Genomic DNA, 20,465 nt, shown 5'->3' with positions numbered 1-20,465 from the left:
CCGGCCGCAGCCGCCGGAACGGGCATCTGGACATCCGCCGCTATTCTAGCGCTAGAATAGCAGCGTGACTTCAGCGCTGACCGATGGCGAGCTGACGGTGCTCGGCCTGCTCGCCGAACAACCGCGCCACGGATACGAGCTGGAGCGGGTCATCGAGGAGCGCGGCGTCCGGGCCTGGACCGCGCTCGGGTTCTCCTCCATCTACTACGTGCTCGACAAACTGGCCAAACGCGGCCTGATCGAGGCGACCAGCGCCCCAGCGTCGGCGAAGTCGCGCGCCACCTACCGGGTCACGAAGGCTGGCCACGAGCTGTGTGCCGCCGCCACGCGCGAGGCGCTGACCGAGCTGACGCCGATCCGGGCGCGGGTGCTGATCGCGATGGCCAACAGCCCCGGCCTGCCCGAAGCGGACGTGGTGACCGGCCTGACCGCGCGCCTGCAGGCACTGCGCGACCAGCTTGCCGAGGTGCGCACCGCCCGTTCCGCGCAGGAACCGTTGCCCCCGGCCGCGGCCGCCATCTTCGACTACAGCGAGACCATGCTCAGGGCCGACATCGGCTGGACCGAGGCCACCGTGGGCACGTTCACCCAGGAGTCTACTGTGGACAAATACGACGTCAAGAAGGCCTACAAGGAGCTCTACTCGCCGCCGTCGAAGGATTTCGTCGTCGTCGACGTGCCCGAGCTGCGGTACATCGCGGTCGACGGACGAGGCGACCCGAACACCGCGGCCGAGTACGCGAACGCCGTGGAAGCCTTGTACGGCGTGGCATACACGCTGAAGTTCGCCAGCAAGAAGACCCTCGGCCGGGACTTCGTGGTCGGCCCCTTGGAAGGACTGTGGCGAGCGGACGACCCCACCGCGTTCGTCACCCGGAACAAGGACACCTGGGCCTGGACCTTGATGATCAACCAGCCGGACTGGATCACCGAGGACATGGTCCAGGCCGCGGTCGACACCGTCGCCAAGAAGAAGGAAAACCCTGCCCTCAAAGGCATCCGGCTGCACACCCGCACCGAGGGAACCTCCGTGCAGATTCTGCACATCGGTTCCTACGACGACGAAACCCCCACCCTCGACCGCCTGCACAACGTCTACTTCCCCGAAAACAACCTCACCTTCAACGGCGACCACCACGAGATCTACCTCAGCGACGCCCGCCGCACCCCTCCCGCCAAGCTCAAGACGATCCTGCGGCAACCCGTCAAGGCCGTGTAGCGGGCCAGGTGAAGCGGGTCTGGCTGTACGGGGCTTTGGCGAACGCCAACACCTTCACCGGCGTCACCGCGAACACGACCGCCCGGTGGTCGCCCGCCGTGGAGTCGCTGAACTGACCGTCCACGACTTCGAACCGCCAGTCGAGCTTGTCCAGCCACATCCCCGCCAACCGGGTCAGCACGGCCTCGTCAGTGATCGGCACGGCGGCGCCTTCGACGACCACATCAAGACCCGAGCGGTACGTGTTCGAGCCCGTGGTCAGCACGCAACGCGGATCCGCCTCGATGTTGCGAGCCTTCTGCTCCTGCGCGCCGGTGCAGAAGTGCAGCCTCCCATCCAGCCACATCGCCGGCAGCGGCGCCACATGCGGACGCCCATCCCGGCGCACAGTCGACAGCCAGAACATCTCCGACTCCCGCAGCACCCGTTCGACCTCCGTCCAGGCCACACCCGGGCTGCCCGGCTCACTGAAATCGGACACCATCCGGCCAGTCGGCTCGGTCACCGTCATCACTCCTCCTCGCGGTGCGGAACAACGCCTCACCAGTACTGACCGGACCACCGCGCGAAACTCATCGCCGGGCGGCGAGATTGCCGTCCAGTCTGGCGATCATAGGGGCGGGCAACGTCGGCGGCGCGCTCAGCGACGCCGCCACCAAAGCGGGGCACCGGGTGACCGTGGCCGCCGACACGGAGCACGCCTCGAAGGTGGCGGCAGCCACCGCGCTACTGTGGCGTCGTCCAATGTGGACGCCGCAACGCAGGCCCATGTCGTTGTGTTCGGCGACGCGGCCGCCGAGGTCGAACAAGAACCATCCAGAGACGGTCCTTTGTAGACCAACTGGGTAGGAGCGGCTGGGCGGTCGAGGCGAGTCGGTTCTGGCCGGCCCACGAAATCGGTGGCGTCTTGAGGTTCTGCCGATACGGCTTCTCATAGTGTGGGACCTGGTGGGTGATCGCCGGGGTGAGCGCGTTCGGGGCGGGTTCCCTAAATCTGGCTCAAGTTCGTTTCAGACACGGCTTCCTGGGTGCTAGACCTTTGCTACAGAGGTTCACGGGCGACGATGTGGTGCCGCCGGAGACCCGGTCACCGCTGCCCGGGAAGGGATGCCGATGCGTAAACGGCCGATTCTTCATGCCAGTCTTCATGTCGTGGTGACGCTGGGCGCCGTCACCGGCCTGACCGTTTCTCCCGCGGTTGCGGGCTCAGCGTTCGCTGGGCAGGCGCCGTCGAAGCAGCCGGTCGCCGAAGGTTATGGCGGGGCAGTCGTTTCCGACACCCCCGACTCGACCCAGGCCGGGATCGACGTGCTGCGAAGAGGAGGCACGGCCGCCGACGCGGCTGTTGCCGTGGCCGCCACGTTGGGCGTGACCGATCCGTACATGGCGGGTCTTGGCGGTGGTGGCTACTTCGTCTACTACGACGCCAGGACCAGGAAAGTCACCACGCTCGACGGCCGGGAGGTCACTCCGGCCGCGGCTGACGAGAAGCTCTTTGTCGATCCCGCGACCGGACAGCCGCGCGACTTCAACACCGCCGTACAAAGTGGACTTTCGGTCGGGGTGCCCGGCATGCTGGCCACGTGGGAGGAGGCCGTGCGCAGGTGGGGTCGATTCAGTCTGGCCGACAACCTGTTGCCGGCCGAGCGGGTGGCCGAGCGTGGGTTCGTGGTGGACCCCGCATTGGCCGAGGACACCGCGGCGAACGCCACCAAGTTCGCCAACTTCTCCAGCAGCGCCAAGCTGTTCCTACCAGGTGGGAAACCGCTGGCCGCCGGTTCGGTGCTGCGCAACCCCGACCTGGCCGAGACCTACCGGCAGATCCGTAAGCAGGGCACTCGCGCGTTCTACGGCGGTTCGATCGGCAAGGCGGTCGTCGACGCCGTGCAGCACCCGCCGTTGAGCAAGAACGCGGCCATCACGGCCATTCCTGGCTCGATGAAGCTATCGGACCTGCGTGACTACCGGGTCATCGAGCGGGCGCCGACCCGCGTGAACTACCGGGGCTACGACATCTACGGCATGGCCCCGTCGTCCAGCGGCGGCACGACCGTGGGCATGACGCTGAACATCCTCAGCAACTTCACCCTGTCGCGAATGGACAGTACGCAGGCGCAGCACCACGTCATCGAGGCCGCGCGACTGGCGTACGCCGACCGCAACCGCTACATCGGCGACCCCGCGTACGTGAAGGTCCCGCCGCAGCTGCTGTCCCCGGACTTCGGCAAGTCCCGTGCCTGCCTGATCAACCCGGCCAAGGCGGCCACAAGCCCCGTCGCGCCAGGCGATCCCAACGGCAAGGGCTGCGCGACCGTACCCGCCGCCACCGCGCAGGTCACCCCGGAACAGCACACCAACCACTTCGTCGTGGCCGACCGCTACGGCAACATCGTCAGCTACACCAACACGATCGAGTCCGCCGGGGGCTCGGGCATCTCGGTGGGCGGGTTCCTGCTCAACAACGAGCTGACCGACTTCAACTTCGCGCCGACACAGGGCGCCGCGCCCGACCCCAACCTGCCCGCGGCGGGCAAGCGGCCACGGTCCAGCATGTCGCCGACCATCGTGCTGCGGGACGGCAAACCCGTCCTCGCGGTCGGTTCCCCTGGCGGCGCAACGATCATCACCACCGTGCTGCAGATCCTGATCAACCGGATCGACCTCGGGATGACCCTGCCGCAAGCGATCGCGGCACCCCGGATGTCGCAACGCAACACGGCCAAGACCGACGCGGAACCCGCGTACCTCGCCCAGCCGTCGACCAAGGGCCTGGAAGCCCTCGGCCAGTCCTTCAACCAGGTGAGTGCGATCGGCATCGCCGCGGGTCTGGAGTTCCTGCCACACGGCAAGATCCTCGCCGCGGGCGAACCGGTCCGCAGGCATGGCACCGCCGCCGCAGTGGTGAGTCCACGCCACTGAACGACAGCGCCCCGCCGCCGACCGTGGCGGCGGGGCGCTGTGCGCTTCAAAGGGCGAGCCCAGAACGGGCGCAGCGACAAGGGCCGCACCATGGCGCACGGTGCGGCCCTTGTCATTGTGTGTCAGCGTTTCCAGAACGTGCGGCGGCGAGGGCGGTTCATCGTCAGGCTTTCCAGCGTGGTGATGGCGTGTTGCCAACGGTGGTCGACGTCGGCCGGGTCATTTCCGAAGAAGGACAGCTGCACAGCCAGGTCCGCGAGTGCCTTGCGGGCGGCCGCCGGCTCGTCCTCCGCCGTCCAGGCCGCCATCAGGCGGCGGATCCGGTCCGCCAGGGCCCTCAGCGCACCGGCACGGTTCGCCGGGTCGGTTTCCGTGGACGACTGCAGCCGCCACAGCTCGACAGCCGCGAACTCCTGCACTGTCTGGTGTTCCGGCGCCGCATCCCGCCGCGCCCGGGCGGGTGGTGATGGCGGCATCATGTCCGGCATCACACCTAGTGCCTCGCTTTCCTCCGCGAGCGCGAAGCTGTCTTCCGCGAAGCTTGGGGCGGAGCCGTAGCCTCCTCCTCGCGGCATGAACAGCTCTGGGGCCGGGGCGGCCAAGGGCATGGCCGGCCGGGACCGGCTGAGGGATGCCCAGCCGCTTGGCTGTTCGACCGGCTGGGTCACCTGGTGCAGGCCGCCCGCTTCGTTGACCACCTCGTCGTCCACTGCCACGAACGCGGTGAACCGGGACAGAACCCCGTAGCGCAGCGAGGTTTCCACGATCTCGTGCTCGGTCTGCCCGCCGGTGACGTAGCTGTCCTCCAGGTCGCGGATCCGCGCCCGCGCCCAGACCGCGCCCAGCGCGGTGTTGTCGCTCGGTGTGGCTGTGACGGTGGTCTGCCAGCCATCGCCGGTGACCGTGACCGTGCCGGTCGCCGGCCCGGTGAACCGTCCGCCGATGACCACCGGCGCACCGTCGAACAGGTCAGGCAACGGTTGCGGCGCAAGCGAGCCCGGGTCCACAGCCAACGAGCCCGCGGTCACGCGCAGGCCGGTCACCAGGGGAGTGGCGATCCGGCGGTGGATGTGCTGCATGGCCTCGTCGAGCCGGTCCTCGGACTCGACCAGCTCGCACCGCCCGCCGCCCAGCCCGGAGAGCCGCTGGAGGAACGCCTCGTTCACGGCGCGGTCGATGCCCACGGTGTGCACGCGCACGCCGGACAACTCCGACGACAGCGACCGCAGCAGTTGGTCCTCGTTGCCGATCTGCCCGTCGGTGACCAACACCAGCACGCGATCGCGGTCACCTTCGGTGCCCAGCAGGCGGGCGGCCTGCTGCAGCGGCGCCAGCATCTCGGTGCCACCGCGGGCATCCAGCCCGGCGAGGTGCTCGACCGCCCGGAAACGGTTGCGGTCGTTGGCCTCCACCAGCCCGCCCGGCAGGTCCGGGGGCGTTTCGACGGTGTGGTCGAACGCGAGGACCGCGAACTTGTCCACTGTGGTCAGTGTGTCGACGATGCGTGCGGCCGCGCGCCGGGCCGCGACCATCTTCCAGCCCTCCATCGACCCCGACCGGTCGAGGACCAGCACAACATCCCTTGGCCGGGCGGCGCGGGCCGTTGCCGGGGGAACGAGGGTCAGCGCGAACGTGCCACCCGAGGAGTCAGGCAACACCGCGAGCGACGTGGACACCGCGTCTTCGGCGCCGAACCGCAGCCGCAGGATGAAGTCACGGTCGGCGCGCTCACCCGGTTCGAGGCGGACATGCCGTCCCTCGGTCACCACCGTGTGCAGGCTCGACTCGATGCCGGACAAGGGCAGTCCGGCCGGGTCGATGTCCACGCCGACGGACAGCCGGACCGGGTTGGGGAAGCCGGGCAGCAGCACCGGCGGGCTGATCCGGGAGGCGTCCGGCACCGCGTCGGTGTCCAGCGCCGTCCCCGTGCCGACCTGACCGTCGGGCAGCGGCGAACCGGGGATGTACCGGGGCGCGACGACGAGCGGGAACCGGAATGTCGCCTGGCCGTCCTCGAACGGCAGCTGCCCGGCCAGCGTCAGCCGCACGGTGACGCGCTCACCGGGCATGATGTTCCCGACCCGCATGGTGAACACGCCCGGCCGGTCCTCCTCGGCGATGGACGCGCGCTTGCCCCCGGTGATGGCGCGGTCGTAGTCCTCCCTCGCCTCACCGCGTTCCTTGAGCACACCGTCGACCACCCGATCACCGACGAGCATCCGCAACGCGGTGACCGCGGACCGCGGCGGCAACGGGAAGATGTAGGTGGCCTCCAACGGTTCCGTGTGGCCGTTGACGAACCCCTGAGTGAGCTCGACCTGGCTGGCCAGGCCGGTGACGGTGGCCCGCACATCGATCTCGTCGAGCGGTAGGTTGCCTCGCGACGTGCGCAGACAACCCATACCGGCATCCTCGGCAGCCTCTGGACCCCGCAGATCCACGTTCATGTTCTGTCCCCTCTGTCCAGGCCCAGGTGGCTGAGCAGGTCGAGCAGTGGTGCGGCGGCGGCCTGGATGGCGGCGGCCTCGGCCGCGTCCGGCGCTCGTGTCGCGGCGTCGAGCAGTACCGTGACAGTGTCAGTGAGACGGACGCCGTGTACGGTCCGCGCCAGCGACTCGTCGTTGACACTGTCACCGTTGGCGGCCGCAGGCGCGGCCGCCCAGAACCGTCCGGGCCGGAGCGCGGGCCTGGACGCGTCCCCCGTGACCCTGGCCAGCTCCGCCAACGTGGCGTCGGTGGCGCCCACCAGCTGCCGCTGGATGTCCGCGAGTGAGGTGCCCGCAGCCTGCAGGCGCTTCACCGCGACGAGTTGCAGCAGGTGTCGATGGGTGTACAGGGCGGTGCGCCCGCGCATCCCGGCAGGCCGGTCGACCAGGCCGATGGTGGTGTACCACCGGATGGTGCGACCGGTGGGCAGCTCCCGGACCCGGCCGCTGGGCTGCCCGTCATAGTCCACGGCCAGCGCGTCGGCGACCCGCTCCGAGAGCTGCTCCAACGTCCACAGCCCGTCCTCGTCCACCGCTCCACAATGACACTGTCAACGTGACACTGTCAACGTCCAATAAACCGTTGGCGGACCGCGGCGGCCGCTGCTACCTTTCCGGTGGCCGTGCGAGAGACCGAGGAGGTGGTACCCGTGAACCTGACGACATGGGTGCTCCCCTCTGAGGTCACGGTCGGGCGATAGGTCGCCCGGGAGCGCCGTTCGCGAGCACTCCCGAAAGGCACGACCGTGCGATTCACTTCTGAACAGCGCCTCGACGGCGACGTCCTCGAGCGCGAGTTCACCCTCGGCGAGGTCCCCGGCATCCTGTGGACACCCGCATCCGTCCCGGCCCCGCTGATCCTGCTCGGCCACCCCGGCGGAGTACGGCGGATGTACCCCAGGCTGGTGGCCCGGGCCCAGCACTCCGCGGCGGAGGGGTACGCCACGGCCACCATCGAGCTCCCCGGCGGCGGTGACCGGCCCCGCCTGGCCGTCGTCGACGAGGCACGCGCCGACCTGCGCCGGGCGCTGGCGGCCGGCGAACCGGTCACCGACGACATCGTCGACCGGCTCGTCCTCCCGCTGGTGGAACAGGCGGTCCCGGAATGGCGGGCCACCTTGGACGCCCTGCTCGCGCTGCCCGAGATCGGCGGCCCGGTCGGGTTCGCGGGCGGGGTGATCGCCATCGCCACCCGCCTGGCCGTGGTCGAGCCGCGCATCTCGGCCGCCGTCCTGTTCGCCGGGAGCTACGTGCCCCGCAGCATGTTCGAGGAGGCCCGGCAGGTCACCATTCCGTTGCACGTCCTGCTGCAGTGGGACGACGAGGGCAACGACCGGCAGATGGTCCTCGACCTGTTCGACGCCTTCGGCTCCAAGGAGAAGTCGTTGCACGCCAACATGGGCGGGCACACCGGCGTCCCGCAGCACGCGGGGGAGGACGGGAACCGGTTCCTCGCCCGCCACCTGAAGCAAGACCTGTAGCAGCCACCGCCATCGAGGAGGGCCTCGGTCCTCCTCGATGGCGGCTTGTGCTGGACGAGCCGCACGACATCGCCTCGAGGGTCCTAAGAGGACGGCGACGGCTCCCCTCAGCGGCACGGCACTCGACGCCGTGGCGGAAGCCGAACACCCCTAGTTCGCCAGGGCCATGTCGAACCTGGCGATCTTGTTGGGTGTCAGCAGTCCCATCCAGATCCGCCCTGGGTCGTGCGGGTTGATGTCGCACGGGTAGGACGCCGCCGACGGGGTGGGCCACATCCGCACCTGCCGGGTGACCGGGTTGAAGCGCATGACCTGGTTGCCCAGGCCGACGGCGGCCGGGAAGCTGATCGACACGTAGATGTTGCCGTCGCTGCCCTCCGCGATCGGGCCGGGCATCGGCAGCGGGTTGCCGATACCGCTCAGGATGCTGGTCAGCAGGCCGTCTAGGCCCAGCAGCGGGTACTCGGTGATCTGCCCGGTGGCGGGGTTGATCCGGGCGATCTTCATGCCGAGCGACTCGCCCACCCAGATCGAGCCGTCCGACGGCGCCGTCCGCACACCAACCGGGAAGGACGCGAGCGTCGGCATGGTGAACTGCGTGAACTGCTTGGTGTCGACGTCGATCATGCCGATCTTGTTCATCTGCGGCACGCCGAACACGATCGTGCGACCGGGGCCGGGTTTGATGATGCCGAACAGCGAATGCACCTGTCCCAGAATCTCGCCCGGCACGGTGTACTTGCTGAACTGCCCGGTGGCCGGGTCGTAGCGGCCGATGGAGTCCAGGCCGCCCAGCGTGAACCACAACGCGTTGTCCGCGCCCCAGGCGATGTCGTTGGACAGAGCCAGACCCACGTGCAGCGGGATGTCCAGCAGCGTGGTCTGGAACGCGTTCGCCCACGGCAGCATGACCTCGGACATGGTGCCGTTGCTCGTGTTCACCCGGATCAGGCTGTTACTGGTGACGCCAGGCATCCACAGCGCGCCGGCCGCGTCCAGGTCCATCCCGCCCGGCACCGACAACGGCATGGGGGTGTCAAAGTTGGTGAACTGCCCGGAATCCGGATCGAACCTGGCGATCTGACTGCTCAGATACTGTTCCACCCACAGCTTTCCGGAACGGTCGAACTCGACCTCGCACACCCCGCCGACCGGGAGCGCGGATGGCACGGGCCCGTATTCGGTGAACGGCGAACCCGGAGTGGCCATGACTCCGGGTGTGTGCATGGCCACCATCGCGGTGATGGCCAGCGTGCTGGCCAACAACCGTATGCTTTTCGTCCTTCGTGCCACGGCAACTCCCATCCGGCCGACGGAAGCCCATCGTGGCACGGTTCAGGCGGGAGCAGATCCCCGCCGCCGCTCCGGCAGGCACGAGAAAGGACGGCAACGTGACGTTGACCGACGAGGAACAGCGAATGGTCGCGCTGGTCGCGGAGTTCGTCGACGAACGGGTGCGCCCGCGGGTCCGTGAGTTCGAACAGGACGACATCTACCCGGCCGAGTTCATCGAGGAGATGAAACAGCTCGGGTTCTTCGGGCTGCTGGCGCCCGCCGAGTACGGCGGCGTGGACGTCAGCACCGCGTGCTTCGCTCGGGTCACCGAGGAACTGGCACGGGGCTGGATGAGCCTGGCGGGCGCGATCGGCGGCCACTCGGTGATCACCTACCTGATCAAGACGTTCGGCACGCCTGACCAGCGGTCGAAGTACCTGCCACGGATGGCCGAGGGTGAGATCCGCGCGACCATGGCCCTCACCGAACCGGGCGGCGGCAGCGACCTGCAGGCCATGCGCACCCACGCGGTGCCCGACGGCGAAGGCTGGTCGATCACCGGCACGAAGACCTGGATCTCCAACGCCGCCCACTCCGGCCTGATCGGCCTGCTGTGCGTCACCGACCGTGCCGCCCAGCCTGCTCACCGCGGGATGAGCGTGTTGCTCGTCGAACCGGGCGACGGGCTGACGATCTCGGAGAAGCTGCCGAAACTCGGCTATCGCGGTGTCGAGGCGTGTGAGCTGGTCTTCGACGGCAGGCACGTGGGTCCGGACGCCGTGCTGGGCGGGACACCCCACGACGGCTGGGCGCAGATGATGCGTGGCCTCGAAGTCGGCCGGATCCAGGTCGCCGCACGTGCCCTGGGTGTGGGGCAGGCCGCATTGAACGACGCCGTGAAGTACGCGCAGGAGCGCGAGTCGTTCGGCAAGCCGATCTGGAAGCACCAGTCCGTCGGCAACCTGCTGGCCGACATGGCCACCAAGATGCGCGCCGCCCGGCTGCTGACCCTGGATGCCGCGCAACGGCTGGACGCGGGGGAGCGCGCGGACATGGAGGCCGGGATGGCCAAGCTGTTCGCGTCCGAGACCGCCATGCAGGTCGCCCTGGACGCGCTGCGGGTGCACGGCGGCTACGGCTACTCCAAGGAGTTCGATGTCGAACGCTACTTCCGCGACGCGCCGCTGATGATCGTCGGCGAGGGCACCAACGAGATCCAGCGCAACATCATCGCCGCGCAGCTCATCGCCCGCGACAGGGGCTGACCGCATGTGGGAACCGCACACCGAGACGAGCGTCGAACTGGTCGACCCGGCGCCCATAGCCGCGCTGGCCGCCTTGTTCGACTCCCCGCATCCGGGCGACGAACTGCCGCCGCTGTGGCACTGGGTGGCTTTGCCGCGCTGGCCGGTCTCCGGCTCGCTCGGCCCCGACGGTCATCCCGCCCGGGGCACGTTCCTGCCGCCGGTCTCGTTGCCGCGCCGGATGTTCGCGGGCGGCGAAGTGCGGATACACCGTCCACTTCGGATCGGTTCGGCGGTCACCCGATCAGCGACCGTGGAGTCGGTGACGGAGAAGACCGGGCGCTCCGGGCGTCTGGTGATCGTCGTCGTGCGCGTCCACCTGTCCGATGTGGACGGACTGGTTGTTGAGGAACGCCAGGACATCGTGTACCGGGAGCGCGGCCCCGCTGTGGAACCGGCCGAACCGCCGACCGGACCACCTGGACGGTTGCTGCACCGCGAAGACGGGTGGGCCTTCCGGACCGATCCCACCCTGCTGATGCGGTTCTCCGCGGCCACCGCGAACGCGCACCGCATCCACTACGACTGGCCGTACGCCACTCTCGTCGAGGGCTATCCCGGGCTTGTGGTGCACGGGCCGCTGATGTCACTGACCCTAGCTGAGGTGCTGCGACTTGAACATCCCGACGCGGTCGTCACCACGCTGACACACCGGAACGTGGCGCCGCTTTTCTGCGGGCAGCCCGCCACGATCGAGATGAACGGCTCGACACTCGAACTGCGCGGCCAGGACAGCGTGTGCAGCACCCTCACCGTTGGCCTGCGGAAGGAAACCCAGACATGACACGGTGATCCGCGCCCCCTTCCGCACTCCGATCGGCCGGTTCGGCGGCGCGGGACGTGGGCTGCCGGTCATCGCGCCGCCGCTGATATCGACACCGACGAACACCCGCGCCGGACTGACACTCGCGGACATCCGCCTGATCGAGCTGGATGAGGTGTTCGCCGCCCATTCCTGGCCCCGCTACGGCCTTGAGACCGCGTGCATCGGGCCCGCACGGCGCCTGACTACATCCGGCAGTCCTCGCAGGCTTTCACGAGTCTGTCGTACTCGGCCTGACGCTCGCCTTCGGCCTCCGGCCGGTCGCCCAGCGCGTAGGCCAGGGTGGGCACGCGGTACACGATCCGGTAGAAGATCACGTCGGTCGCGGTGGCAATCCACTCCCGCACGCCGTCGGGGCGTGGTCCTGGGCCCAGTGAGCGCTCGAGCCACGAGGGCAATCCCAGATCGCGGCCGACGATCTCGTCGACGTAGACGCCGATCTTCTGGCGCAGTTCCACTTCCGCGTGCCGGCCACGGTCGGCGGCCGGCTGCAGTCCCGTGCTGCGCCCCGCCAGCGTTTCGAGTTCAGCCCGTGCCTGTCGGCTCAGCCATCGGCACGGCCGGACATCAACAGATACACAGTAGCGGCCACCGCGGGTACCAACAACACCAACCACCACCCATTCCAGCCGGTCACCAGCAACACCACCAACCCGATCACAACCACCGCGACCAGGCCCCACCCAGCCGCGCGCCGCACCTCGGCCGTACGCCTCGCCGCCCGCCGCCATCGTGGTATGACGTGCGTCCCACGAAAAGCCCATCACCCGGACGTACCAGCCGCGAGTGTCGGTACTACGGCGGCGCTCGCGGCGGTGCTGGCTCCGTTGACCGAGGACCTGTCGGTCTGCGGCATCAAGTGAGGTTTGTCCGCGGACTGAGGCCCTTCGGTGGGGCCACTCCAGAAATGGCGGTGAACAGTCGGTGCTGGGAGGTTCCGCATTCATGAGGTGGCGAGGAGCATTCGCAGCTGATGCGCTGTGGGGAGGCGGAGGTCGGTGAAGATCGCGAGGGAGTCGCGCCACCTCGCACGGGCCTGGTCGGTGTGCCCGAGCAGGTAGAGGATCGAGCCGAGTTGTTGCAGGGATTCGGCCTGCCCGCGCCGGTCACCCAGCTCTTGCTGGATGACAAGGCATTCCTCCAGGCACGTGAGGGCCTCCGGGTAGTTACCGCGGTGCTCGTGCAACCGGCCTTGGTTGCCCAGGTTGAGCGCTTGTCCCTGCCGGTCGCCGAGGCGGCGGAACATCCGCAGGCTGCGTTCGTGACAGGACAGCGCTTCGGTGTAGTTGCCCTGCCGTTCGTGGATCTCACCGAAGTTGGTCAACACGCCCGCCCGCATCCGGTCGTCGCCGATCTGCTCGCTGATGTCCAGGGCCTCCTGGTAGCACATCAGCGCGCGTTCGTCCTGGTTCAGGCGTTTGTGCACGACACCGAGGTTGTTCAGGCTCAACGCCTGGCCGCGGCGATCGTGCACATCCCGTTGGATCGACAGGCTTTGCTCCAGGCACTCCTGGGCCTCCGCATAGCGTTCCTGGCTGTCGTAGACGACGCCGAGACCGTTGAGGCACGCGGACTGGCCGTGGTGGTCACCGAGGAGCTGGAAGATTGTGAGTCCTTCGGTCAGGCAGTCGATGGCCTCCTCGTACTTGCCACGGAAGTCGTAGGCGACGTTGAGGTCGCAGCATGCCTGGGCCTGCGCGGCGAGGTCACCGGTCCGGCGTGCCACCGCCAGGGCGGTCTGGTTGATCCTGATCCAGTCGTGCCACTGGTTGTGGACCTGGAAGTAGCCGAACAGCGCCTGCGCGAGCGTGATGGCCAGATCGGCTGATGCGCCAGGCAGTTCCGCGGTCTGCAGCACGGCGGCGACCAGGTTGGCGCGTTCGGTTTCCAGCCACGCCAAGGCCTCTTTCACGTCATTGAACTCGGCGCCGCCGTCCGCGCACATGCGGGTCCGGGTGTCGCCGGGGCGAAGCAGCCGGAACGTCCGCCAGGTGGTCGCGATGTACCACTCGACGGCACGGATGACCACCGCGGTCCGCTCCTGCACAGCGTAACGCTGGGCGGCGTGCTCGCGAGCGAACAGCCGGAGCAGGTCATGCAGCCGATACCGGTGCGGCGCGGGGGTTTCCAGCAGCTGGGCATCGACGAGACGCTCGAGCAGCGCCTCGGTCTCGGGCTCGGCCCGGTCGAGCAGCCGGGCCGCCACGGGCAGGCTCAAGTCGGGACCATCCAGAAGGGACAGTAACGGGAAGGCCGTTGCGGCGGCTTGATCGACCGGACCACTGCCAGTGACCAGGTACTGGTAGCTGACCTGAAAGCTCGCACGCACACCGAGATCGGCGATCTGCAACTCGTCGAGCCGCCGGGTGGCGTCATCCAGCCGCGCCGCGAGCGCACTGGACGACCAGGTCGGCCGTGCGGCCAAGCGGGCTCCGGCTATCCGTAGTGCCAACGGCAGATGGCCGCACAGCCGGGCGATGCGTTCGGCTCCGGCACGGTCAGCGGTGATCCGTTCCGCGCCAACGAGAGTCTCCAGCAGGCTCACGGATTCCGCCGGGGAAAGCACTTCCAGGTGCAGGTGGTGGGTCGAACCGTCCAAAGTGGCCAATACCTGCCTGCTGGTCACCAGAACCGCGCAACCCGCTCCGGCGGGCAGCAGCGGGCGTACCTGAGCGGCATCGTGGGCATTGTCCAGCACTATCAGCAACTTGGCGTCGGCTGTCATGGCTCGCCATACACCGCTGGCCTCGGCGGGTGATTCGGGGATCTCGTCACCGGGCACGCCCAACGCACGCAGCAACCGGCCAAGGACGACCATGGGTTCCAATGGTGCGGGACCTGCTTCAGCGCCCTGCAAGTCGACGTACAGCTGCCCGTCGGGGAACCGGTCCGCCACGCGATGCCCCGCGTGCACGGCCAATGCCGACTTCCCGATACCGTCCGGTCCATCGACGGCCGCGATCCTCACGGAGCCGCCGTCATCGCTCAGCAAAGCGTCGAGCCGCTTGATCTCGTTGGTGCGCCCGGTGAATTCGGTGATGTCCGGCGGCAGCTGGCGCGGCACGACCGGCATCGCGCGGCCGGCGGGCGTGCTCAGGCCGGGGTCGGCGTTGACCATCCGCTGATGCAACCCCGCCAGCGCCGGCCCGGGCTCGACGCCGAGTTCGCTCACCATCTCCCCACGCAGCCGCTGGTACGCCGCCAGTGCGTCGGCTCGTCGACCGGACCTGTACAACGCAGTCATCCACAACTCGCACAAGCGTTCTCGCAGTGGCTGCTCGGTGACGACGGCTCGCAGTTCGGTGACCACATCGTGGTGACGACCGGTGTCGAGACCGGCCTGGGCCCACGCTTCCACTGTGGTGAACCGGAGTTCCTCGATCTCGTCGAGGATGATCGTCCATCCCCCGTCCAGCGGGACATCTTCCAGCGGCCGGCCGCGCCACAGGTTCAGCGCGCTGCGCAGCAGTTCGGCCGCTCGCGCCGGGTCGCCGTCCACAAGCGCCTGCTGTCCTTGCCTGTGCAGGTCAGTGAAGACGGTCAGGTCGAGATCCTCCGGCCGCAGGGTCAGCCGGTAGCCATTTGGCACGGACGCGAGCTCGGTTTTGGTCAACCCCAAGGAATGCCGCAATGCGGACACGTAGGTACGTAACACCGCCGGCGCCGAACGAGGCGGCTTTCCCGGCCAGAGTGCGGCCTCGAGGCGTTCGGTGTGCACCGACTGGTTGGCCTGCAACAAAAGGATGGACAGCAGAACGCGATGCTTCGCGGCGCCGAGCCGGACCGGCTGCCCACCGGCCGAGCGCGCTTCCAAACATCCCAGGACACGAAACAGCATCACCCACGCCCGTCTTGAAACGCGAGAGTAGCAGCGAAATCCCTACTCGCCCGTGCTCCAACAGGATGCAGGCCAGCCTGCATCCAGCGCACGCACAGTCATGGCTGGAGGTCCGCTGTGCGCACGACCGGGACCCTAGGGCGGCGTCTTTTCCACGATGAGGGGGTTTCATGATTCTGCCAAGAGCTCTCGGCATCGCCGGAGCCGCTCTGCTACTCGCCACTGCTCCAGCCGTGGCAGGCGCGGGTGTCTGGACGAAGGTGCCCGCTCCGGGACCTGTCGGCGGCGTCCTCACCGCTGTGTACTCACGCACCGACGCGGACGCATGGGCGGTGGGATCAGCCGGAATCCTGCGGTGGAACGGCACAGCGTGGAATCAGGTGAGCACAACAGGATTACCCGCCGTACAGATGTCCGCGGTGAGTGCCGCCGCGGCCGACGACGCATGGATCGTCGGATCGAACCGTGTCAGCGGCTACAGCCGTCGCCAGGGCACTGCCCTGTATTGGGACGGTAATGCCTGGTCGGTGCGGGCACCTGCGCTGCCGGTGCGGTCGGACCTGGTCGGCGTGGCGGCGTTGAGTACCGGCAACGTATGGGCCGTGGGCAAGATCGGGATCCAGTCCCTCGTCGAACACTGGGACGGCACAGCATGGACCCAGGTAGTCATCCCCGAGCCGAATCCGGGAAACATCAGCAGCCTGACCGGTCTCTCGGCGCGCGCCGCCGATGACATCTGGGCGGTCGGCACCTACACCGACACCGACGCGCACAACCAGACCTACTCGCTGCATTTCGACGGCACCGCGTGGAGCCTCGTGCCGATGCCGAAGGCACCGCAGACTTCGACGTTCCCGGTGTACACCCTCACGTCCGTCGTGGCGGTGGGCGCGGCCGACGTCTGGGCCGTCGGGCAGGTCAGTGAGGGAGCGCCGACCCGGACGCTGATCGAGCACTGGAACGGCACGGCGTGGAGCGTTGTGGCCAGCCCGACACCAGGCCTGTTCCCCGTGCTGCGGTCGGTTGCGGCCCGTGGCGCCAACGACGTCTGGGCGGTCGGCGACATCGCCACCAACGACAGCACCCCGCAGTATCGGACCTTCACCCTGCGGTGGGACGACACTCGCTGGTCACGGGTCGCGAGCCCACCGGCCGGCGACTACAGCGAGCTGTACGCGGTCGCCGCCCGGCCGGGCACCAGCCACATCTGGGCCGTGGGCAACGACAACACCGGCGCCCCGTTCGTCATCGAACGGCAATGACCGAGCACCGGGCGCGGGAGGGGTGCCGCCGGGGCGAGGCTGTCCAGCCCGCCCCGGCGGTGCACCCGCCGGTGGAACAACGGTTTCGGGTGCTCCAGCTGTGGGCCGTGCTCGACGCTCACCTGCTCTGCGCCGCCGCGGGCATCGAGGGCTGGACCATCGACGGCGTCTCGGTGCAGCTGCCGCCGATCGGACCTGCTGACTGAGGGCCGAGCAGTGACTCGGTCCGGCGCAGGTCAGCCGGACTCTCGGGTATCCGCACGACCAGCAGGAGGTCCGAGCGCAGCCGGAACATGTCGAGCCCGATCCGCGGGCGCCGCGATGGTCGATGGCCACCACTGTCGCCGGTTCGAACTCGCGGACCGTGTAGTCCTGCTACTAGTCGCGGAACTCGGTGCTTGCCTCGGGCCGCGGTGACGAGTTCGACGAACCGGGGGTCGTCGGGAGCCTGCCCGACCGCGGCCCGAGACACAGATATGCGGCCGGCTCTTTGCGGCAAGGCGGCACGGACTAGCACACCGGAATTCCGCACCTGGACAGCAGCGAACTGCTCGCGGCGGCGATCGCCGAGTGTCTCGGCCAGGCCCGCGGGATGCGCGGCCGCATCCGGCAGGCCCCCATCGAGCGGCTGCATGCCTTCGACCCGAAGTGGCCCGGGGTGTTCGAGTGGTTCGACTCCGGTGAAGGCGCGCGGACCGGTATTTCCGGCTCGCGGGCACTCCATCCAGAGTTGTCCATATTGGACAGTGGGCGAGGGGTGCCGATGACCGATTCGTCTTCGGGCCGCGTGGAAGGTCCACTCAGGTCTGTGGTGCGGGGGTGGGGAGGGCGGAGAGGTGGGCGTGGATTTGTTCGGCGCTGACTTCTTCGGCGTCGTGCACGCCGAGGTCGGTGAGGATCTTGAGGGCGTGTTGCCAGTGGTGGCGGGCCTGGTCGGGGTGGCCGAGGTCGCGGTGGGCGTGGGCGAGGCCGGTGAGGGCACGGGCCTCGTCGGTGGGCTGGCCGAGGTTGCGGGCGATGGTCAGGGCGGTTTCGTGCAGGGTGGCGGCCTGGTGTGGCCGACCGGTGGCGCGGTGGACCTGGCCGAGGCCGTACAGGCTCTCGAACTCGGAGTTGGGGTCGCCGATCTCGGCGGCGATGGCGCCGATCTGGCTGAAGTAACCGGTGGCGGCGTCGTAGCGGCCCCGGATGAGGCTGTCGTGACCGAGGCCGGTGAGCGCGCGCAGCTCGCCGACCCGGTTGCCCGTGGAACGGGCGATTTCCAGCGCGCGGGTGTGGCAGGCGGCGGCCTCCTGACGGCGGTGCTCCAGCCAGTGGACGTGGCCGAGGGCCCACAGCGCGTTGAGCTCGCCGTCCAGGTTGCCCGTCCGGCGCGCGATCTCCAGCGCCTCCTCGAGACAGCGCGTGGCCTCGCGGTGGCGGCGCATGTGGCGGTGGACATGGCCGAGGCCGCGGAGGGCTTCGAGCTGCGCCGTCAGATGCCCGGTGTCGCGGGCGATCCGCAGGGTCTCTTCGAACAGTTCGGTGGCGAGCCCGATCCGGCCATGCGCCCGATGCACGCACGCAAGGCCGTTGAGCGCAGTGCACTGACCGTCGGCATGACCGATCTCTTTGGCGATGTGCAACGCCTTCTCGAACTGCTGCACCGCGTGTGGGTAGCGCATCTGCAGGAGATAGACGGTACCCAGCCCGCCGAGGGCGATGACCTCCCCCGCCCGGTCCGCGGTTGACCTGGCCAGACGCAAAGCGTTGCGGTGCAAGGTGATCGCGTGATCGAACGACGCCCGGGTGAGCAGGTGGCTGTGCAGGGACTCGGACAGGCACAAGGCGTGGCGCGGCGAGCCGTGCGTGGCGACCGCGAGCAGGTTGGTCAGCTCGACGTCAAGCCAGGCCGTCGCGCTGGTCTTGTCCGGCATGGTCTGCGGGACACCGGTCGGGTGCTGGATGTGCGGAACCCGGTCGGCGCGGTAGGGATACAGCAGATCCGTGGCCACGCCCGCCAGGTGTGCGTAGTGGTCGAACAGCCGGGTCACCGCGGCGGTCGGCGAGGCATCGGTGATGCCGCATGCGTGTGCGCGCAGCAGGTCGTGAAAGCGGTAGCGGCCGGGAAGGGGCTCCTGCACCAGGTGCATGTCGACCAGGGTGTCGAGCAGCCGCTCGGCGTCCCGGACGGACGTGCCGGCCAGCACGGCAGCGGCATGTACGTCGAAGCCCGGCCCCGGATGCAACCCGAGCAGCCGGTACATCCGCTGTCCGTCGGCCGGAAGGTGCTGGTAGGAAAGGTCGATCGCGGTGGTCACGGACAACCCGCCGATGGCGAGCTCGCTCAGCCGGTGCTGATGGTCCCGCAACCGCTCGGCGAGGTGCGCGGCGGTCCAGTGCGGTCGGCTGCGCATGCGCGCCGCCGCCACCCGGATCGCCAGCGGAAGATGCCCGCATAATCGGACGATCTCGTCGAGCACCGGCCGGGGCTGATTCGCGACGGCAGGCCCGGCCGCGCGCACGAACAGGGCGACGGCGTCGTCGGGCGGCAACACGTCGAGCGAAAGCGGCTCGGCCTCGGCGAGCCCAGCCAGCCGCGCGCGGCTGGTGATCAGGACCAGACAGCCACCCGTGCCCGGGAGCAGCGGGCGGACCTGTGCTTCGGTCGCGGCGTTGTCCAGCACGATCAGCGCGCGCTTGCCGGCCAGGTGCGTGCGGTACAGCGCCGCCCTGGAATCGAGATCGACCGGGATCTGCTCGCCGGGAACGCCCAGGCACCGCAGCATCCGTTCCAGCGCGTCGCCCAGATCGACCGGCGGGACGCCGTGAGTGAACCCGTGCAGATCCACGAACAACTGCCCGTCGGGGTACCGGTCGGCGAGCCGGTTCGCGGTGTGCACCGCGAGCGCGGTCTTGCCGACGCCCGCCATCCCGTCGATCGCGCTGATCACCAACGCCCGTGGCGGATCCGTCGAACTGGCAAGGGTTTCGATCGCGGCGAGCTCCGCCTCCCGGCCGGTGAACGTGCCGATGTCCGCGGGAAGCTGCCGGGGAACCGGTGGGCCGCTGGTGCGCACGCTGGGTGGCGGAGCCAGAGCCGGGTCGCTGGCGAGGATCTGGCGGTGCAACGTCTGCAGCGGCGGCGCAGGCTCGACGCCCAGCTCACGGACCAGATGCCTGCGCAGATCCCCGTACGCCCGCAACGCCTCCGCCCGTCGGCCCGACCGGTACAGCGCGAGCATCCACTGCGACCACAACAGTTCCCGCAACGGCTGAGCGGCGACGAGGGCCTGCAGCTCGGGCAGGACGTCCTGATGGTGCCCCAACGCCAGCTGCGTCCCGAACAGTGCCTCATGCGCGCTCAGCCGGTGCTCGTCCAACCGGGCCAGCTCGGCACTGAACTCCGAGTCCAGCGGCACGTCCTCGAACGGGCGGCCGCGCCACAGCCCGAGCGCGCGCCGCAGCCGCTCGGCGGCCTGCGCCGGGTGGCCGCCGACCACGGCCTGACGTCCTTGCGCGGCAAGATCCTCGAACGCCAGCAGATCCAGATCGGTTGGAGCGCAGTGCAACTGATACCCGCCCGGCACCGTCGCCAGGCACGGCAGCTCGGTGCCCTTGGCCAGCATGAGCACCTGTCGCAGCGCCGAAACGTAGGTACGCAGCGCGACCGGGGCGGTCCGGGGAGCGCGGCGCGGCCACAGCGCGTCGACCAGCCGGGCGGTGTCAACCGGCCTATTGGCGTACAACAAAAGGACGGCAAGCAGAATACGTTGTTTAGTGGCACCGAGCCGCAATGGCCGGTCACTGTCGGTACGAACTTCCAGGGTGCCGAGCACACGAAACCGCATATCCCGTCCCGGTTATCCAGCTGGCGTG

At 68.9% G+C, this 20,465-nt stretch carries 16 protein-coding genes; 9 read left to right on the top strand and 7 right to left on the bottom strand.

Annotation, left to right across the window (positions count from 1 at the left end):
* Window positions 1–64 precede the first annotated feature (64 nt).
* Window positions 65–1,219 carry a GyrI-like domain-containing protein gene (locus tag AB0J95_RS16120; protein ID WP_364757713.1) on the top strand — a complete coding sequence of 385 codons (1,155 nt, stop codon included), beginning with the start codon at window positions 65–67 and terminating at the stop codon, window positions 1,217–1,219.
* Here the strand turns inward: AB0J95_RS16120 and AB0J95_RS16115 are convergent.
* Window positions 1,206–1,730 (bottom strand): pyridoxamine 5'-phosphate oxidase family protein, encoded by a 525-nt coding sequence (locus AB0J95_RS16115; RefSeq protein ID WP_364757711.1) that lies wholly within the window; start codon window positions 1,728–1,730, stop codon window positions 1,206–1,208. The genes AB0J95_RS16120 and AB0J95_RS16115 overlap by 14 nt on opposite strands.
* 14 nt (window positions 1,731–1,744) lie before the next feature.
* Between AB0J95_RS16115 and AB0J95_RS16110 the strand changes: the two genes are divergently transcribed.
* Complete coding sequence (locus tag AB0J95_RS16110; protein WP_364757710.1) at window positions 1,745–2,068, top strand: NAD(P)-binding domain-containing protein; 324 nt, start codon at window positions 1,745–1,747, stop codon at window positions 2,066–2,068.
* Window positions 2,069–2,371: 303 nt separating this feature from the next.
* A complete protein-coding gene (gene ggt / locus AB0J95_RS16105; RefSeq protein WP_364757708.1) occupies window positions 2,372–4,138 on the top strand; it encodes a gamma-glutamyltransferase in 1,767 nt (588 codons plus the stop codon).
* Between the two features lie 122 nt (window positions 4,139–4,260).
* Here the strand turns inward: ggt and AB0J95_RS16100 are convergent, their stop codons facing one another.
* Window positions 4,261–6,540 (bottom strand): VIT domain-containing protein, encoded by a 2,280-nt coding sequence (locus AB0J95_RS16100; protein ID WP_364757706.1) that lies wholly within the window; start codon window positions 6,538–6,540, stop codon window positions 4,261–4,263.
* 41 nt (window positions 6,541–6,581) lie between these two features.
* The gene (locus tag AB0J95_RS16095; protein WP_364757704.1) at window positions 6,582–7,157 is read right to left on the bottom strand and encodes a MerR family transcriptional regulator; all 576 of its coding nucleotides are present in this window, start codon (window positions 7,155–7,157) and stop codon (window positions 6,582–6,584) included.
* A 213-nt stretch (window positions 7,158–7,370) separates the two neighbouring features.
* Here AB0J95_RS16095 and AB0J95_RS16090 point away from each other — a divergent pair, with 213 nt between their 5' ends.
* The gene (locus AB0J95_RS16090) at window positions 7,371–8,105 is read left to right on the top strand and encodes an alpha/beta hydrolase (protein WP_364757702.1); all 735 of its coding nucleotides are present in this window, start codon (window positions 7,371–7,373) and stop codon (window positions 8,103–8,105) included.
* 150 nt (window positions 8,106–8,255) lie between these two features.
* On the opposite strand, the gene AB0J95_RS16085 is transcribed toward AB0J95_RS16090, so the two are convergent.
* Window positions 8,256–9,368, bottom strand: coding sequence for a hypothetical protein (locus tag AB0J95_RS16085; protein WP_364757701.1), 1,113 nt, complete (start codon window positions 9,366–9,368; stop codon window positions 8,256–8,258).
* 128 nt (window positions 9,369–9,496) lie between these two features.
* Between AB0J95_RS16085 and AB0J95_RS16080 the strand changes: the two genes are divergently transcribed.
* On the top strand, window positions 9,497–10,645 hold the full coding sequence (locus AB0J95_RS16080; RefSeq protein ID WP_364757985.1) for an acyl-CoA dehydrogenase family protein: 1,149 nt from the start codon (window positions 9,497–9,499) through the stop codon (window positions 10,643–10,645).
* Window positions 10,646–10,649: 4 nt separating this feature from the next.
* The gene (locus tag AB0J95_RS16075) at window positions 10,650–11,468 is read left to right on the top strand and encodes a MaoC family dehydratase N-terminal domain-containing protein (protein WP_364757699.1); all 819 of its coding nucleotides are present in this window, start codon (window positions 10,650–10,652) and stop codon (window positions 11,466–11,468) included.
* Window positions 11,469–11,692: 224 nt separating this feature from the next.
* On the opposite strand, the gene AB0J95_RS16070 is transcribed toward AB0J95_RS16075, so the two are convergent.
* On the bottom strand, window positions 11,693–11,965 hold the full coding sequence (locus AB0J95_RS16070) for a hypothetical protein (RefSeq protein ID WP_364757697.1): 273 nt from the start codon (window positions 11,963–11,965) through the stop codon (window positions 11,693–11,695).
* Window positions 11,966–11,971: 6 nt separating this feature from the next.
* On the opposite strand from AB0J95_RS16070, the gene AB0J95_RS16065 reads away from it, so the two are divergent.
* A complete protein-coding gene (locus AB0J95_RS16065) occupies window positions 11,972–12,370 on the top strand; it encodes a hypothetical protein (protein ID WP_364757695.1) in 399 nt (132 codons plus the stop codon).
* A gap of 80 nt (window positions 12,371–12,450) precedes the next feature.
* Here AB0J95_RS16065 and AB0J95_RS16060 read toward each other — a convergent pair whose 3' ends face one another.
* Entirely contained in the window at window positions 12,451–15,321 is a 2,871-nt protein-coding gene (locus AB0J95_RS16060) for a tetratricopeptide repeat protein (RefSeq protein WP_364757693.1), read from the bottom strand.
* Window positions 15,322–15,515: 194 nt separating this feature from the next.
* Here AB0J95_RS16060 and AB0J95_RS16055 point away from each other — a divergent pair, with 194 nt between their 5' ends.
* Both AB0J95_RS16055 and AB0J95_RS16050 read left to right on the top strand, forming a co-directional pair.
* Window positions 15,516–16,607 carry a hypothetical protein gene (locus AB0J95_RS16055; protein ID WP_364757691.1) on the top strand — a complete coding sequence of 364 codons (1,092 nt, stop codon included), beginning with the start codon at window positions 15,516–15,518 and terminating at the stop codon, window positions 16,605–16,607.
* Window positions 16,604–16,813 carry a hypothetical protein gene (locus tag AB0J95_RS16050; RefSeq protein WP_364757690.1) on the top strand — a complete coding sequence of 70 codons (210 nt, stop codon included), beginning with the start codon at window positions 16,604–16,606 and terminating at the stop codon, window positions 16,811–16,813. The genes AB0J95_RS16055 and AB0J95_RS16050 overlap by 4 nt, the downstream gene beginning before the upstream one ends.
* A gap of 594 nt (window positions 16,814–17,407) precedes the next feature.
* Here AB0J95_RS16050 and AB0J95_RS16045 read toward each other — a convergent pair.
* Window positions 17,408–20,335, bottom strand: coding sequence for a BTAD domain-containing putative transcriptional regulator (locus tag AB0J95_RS16045; protein ID WP_364757688.1), 2,928 nt, complete (start codon window positions 20,333–20,335; stop codon window positions 17,408–17,410).
* Between the last annotated feature and the right edge of the window lie 130 nt (window positions 20,336–20,465).

Origin of the sequence: Actinocrispum sp. NPDC049592 (assembly GCF_040675465.1) — a bacterium.
Lineage (GTDB): Bacteria > Actinomycetota > Actinomycetes > Mycobacteriales > Pseudonocardiaceae > Kibdelosporangium.
The sequence above is the reverse complement of the archived record's forward strand: the minus strand, read 5'-3'. Positions and strand labels throughout refer to the sequence as shown.

Bases quoted from the DNA above. Each gene is read 5' to 3' on its own strand.
- AB0J95_RS16115 (WP_364757711.1), bottom strand. From the start codon at position 1,730: ATGACGGTGACCGAGCCGACTGGCCGGATGGTGTCCGATTTCAGTGAG.
- AB0J95_RS16100 (WP_364757706.1), bottom strand. From the start codon at position 6,540: ATGGGTTGTCTGCGCACGTCGCGAGGCAACCTACCGCTCGACGAGATC.
- AB0J95_RS16075 (WP_364757699.1), top strand. From the start codon at position 10,650: ATGTGGGAACCGCACACCGAGACGAGCGTCGAACTGGTCGACCCGGCG.
- AB0J95_RS16055 (WP_364757691.1), top strand. From the start codon at position 15,516: ATGATTCTGCCAAGAGCTCTCGGCATCGCCGGAGCCGCTCTGCTACTC.
- AB0J95_RS16050 (WP_364757690.1), top strand. From the start codon at position 16,604: ATGACCGAGCACCGGGCGCGGGAGGGGTGCCGCCGGGGCGAGGCTGTC.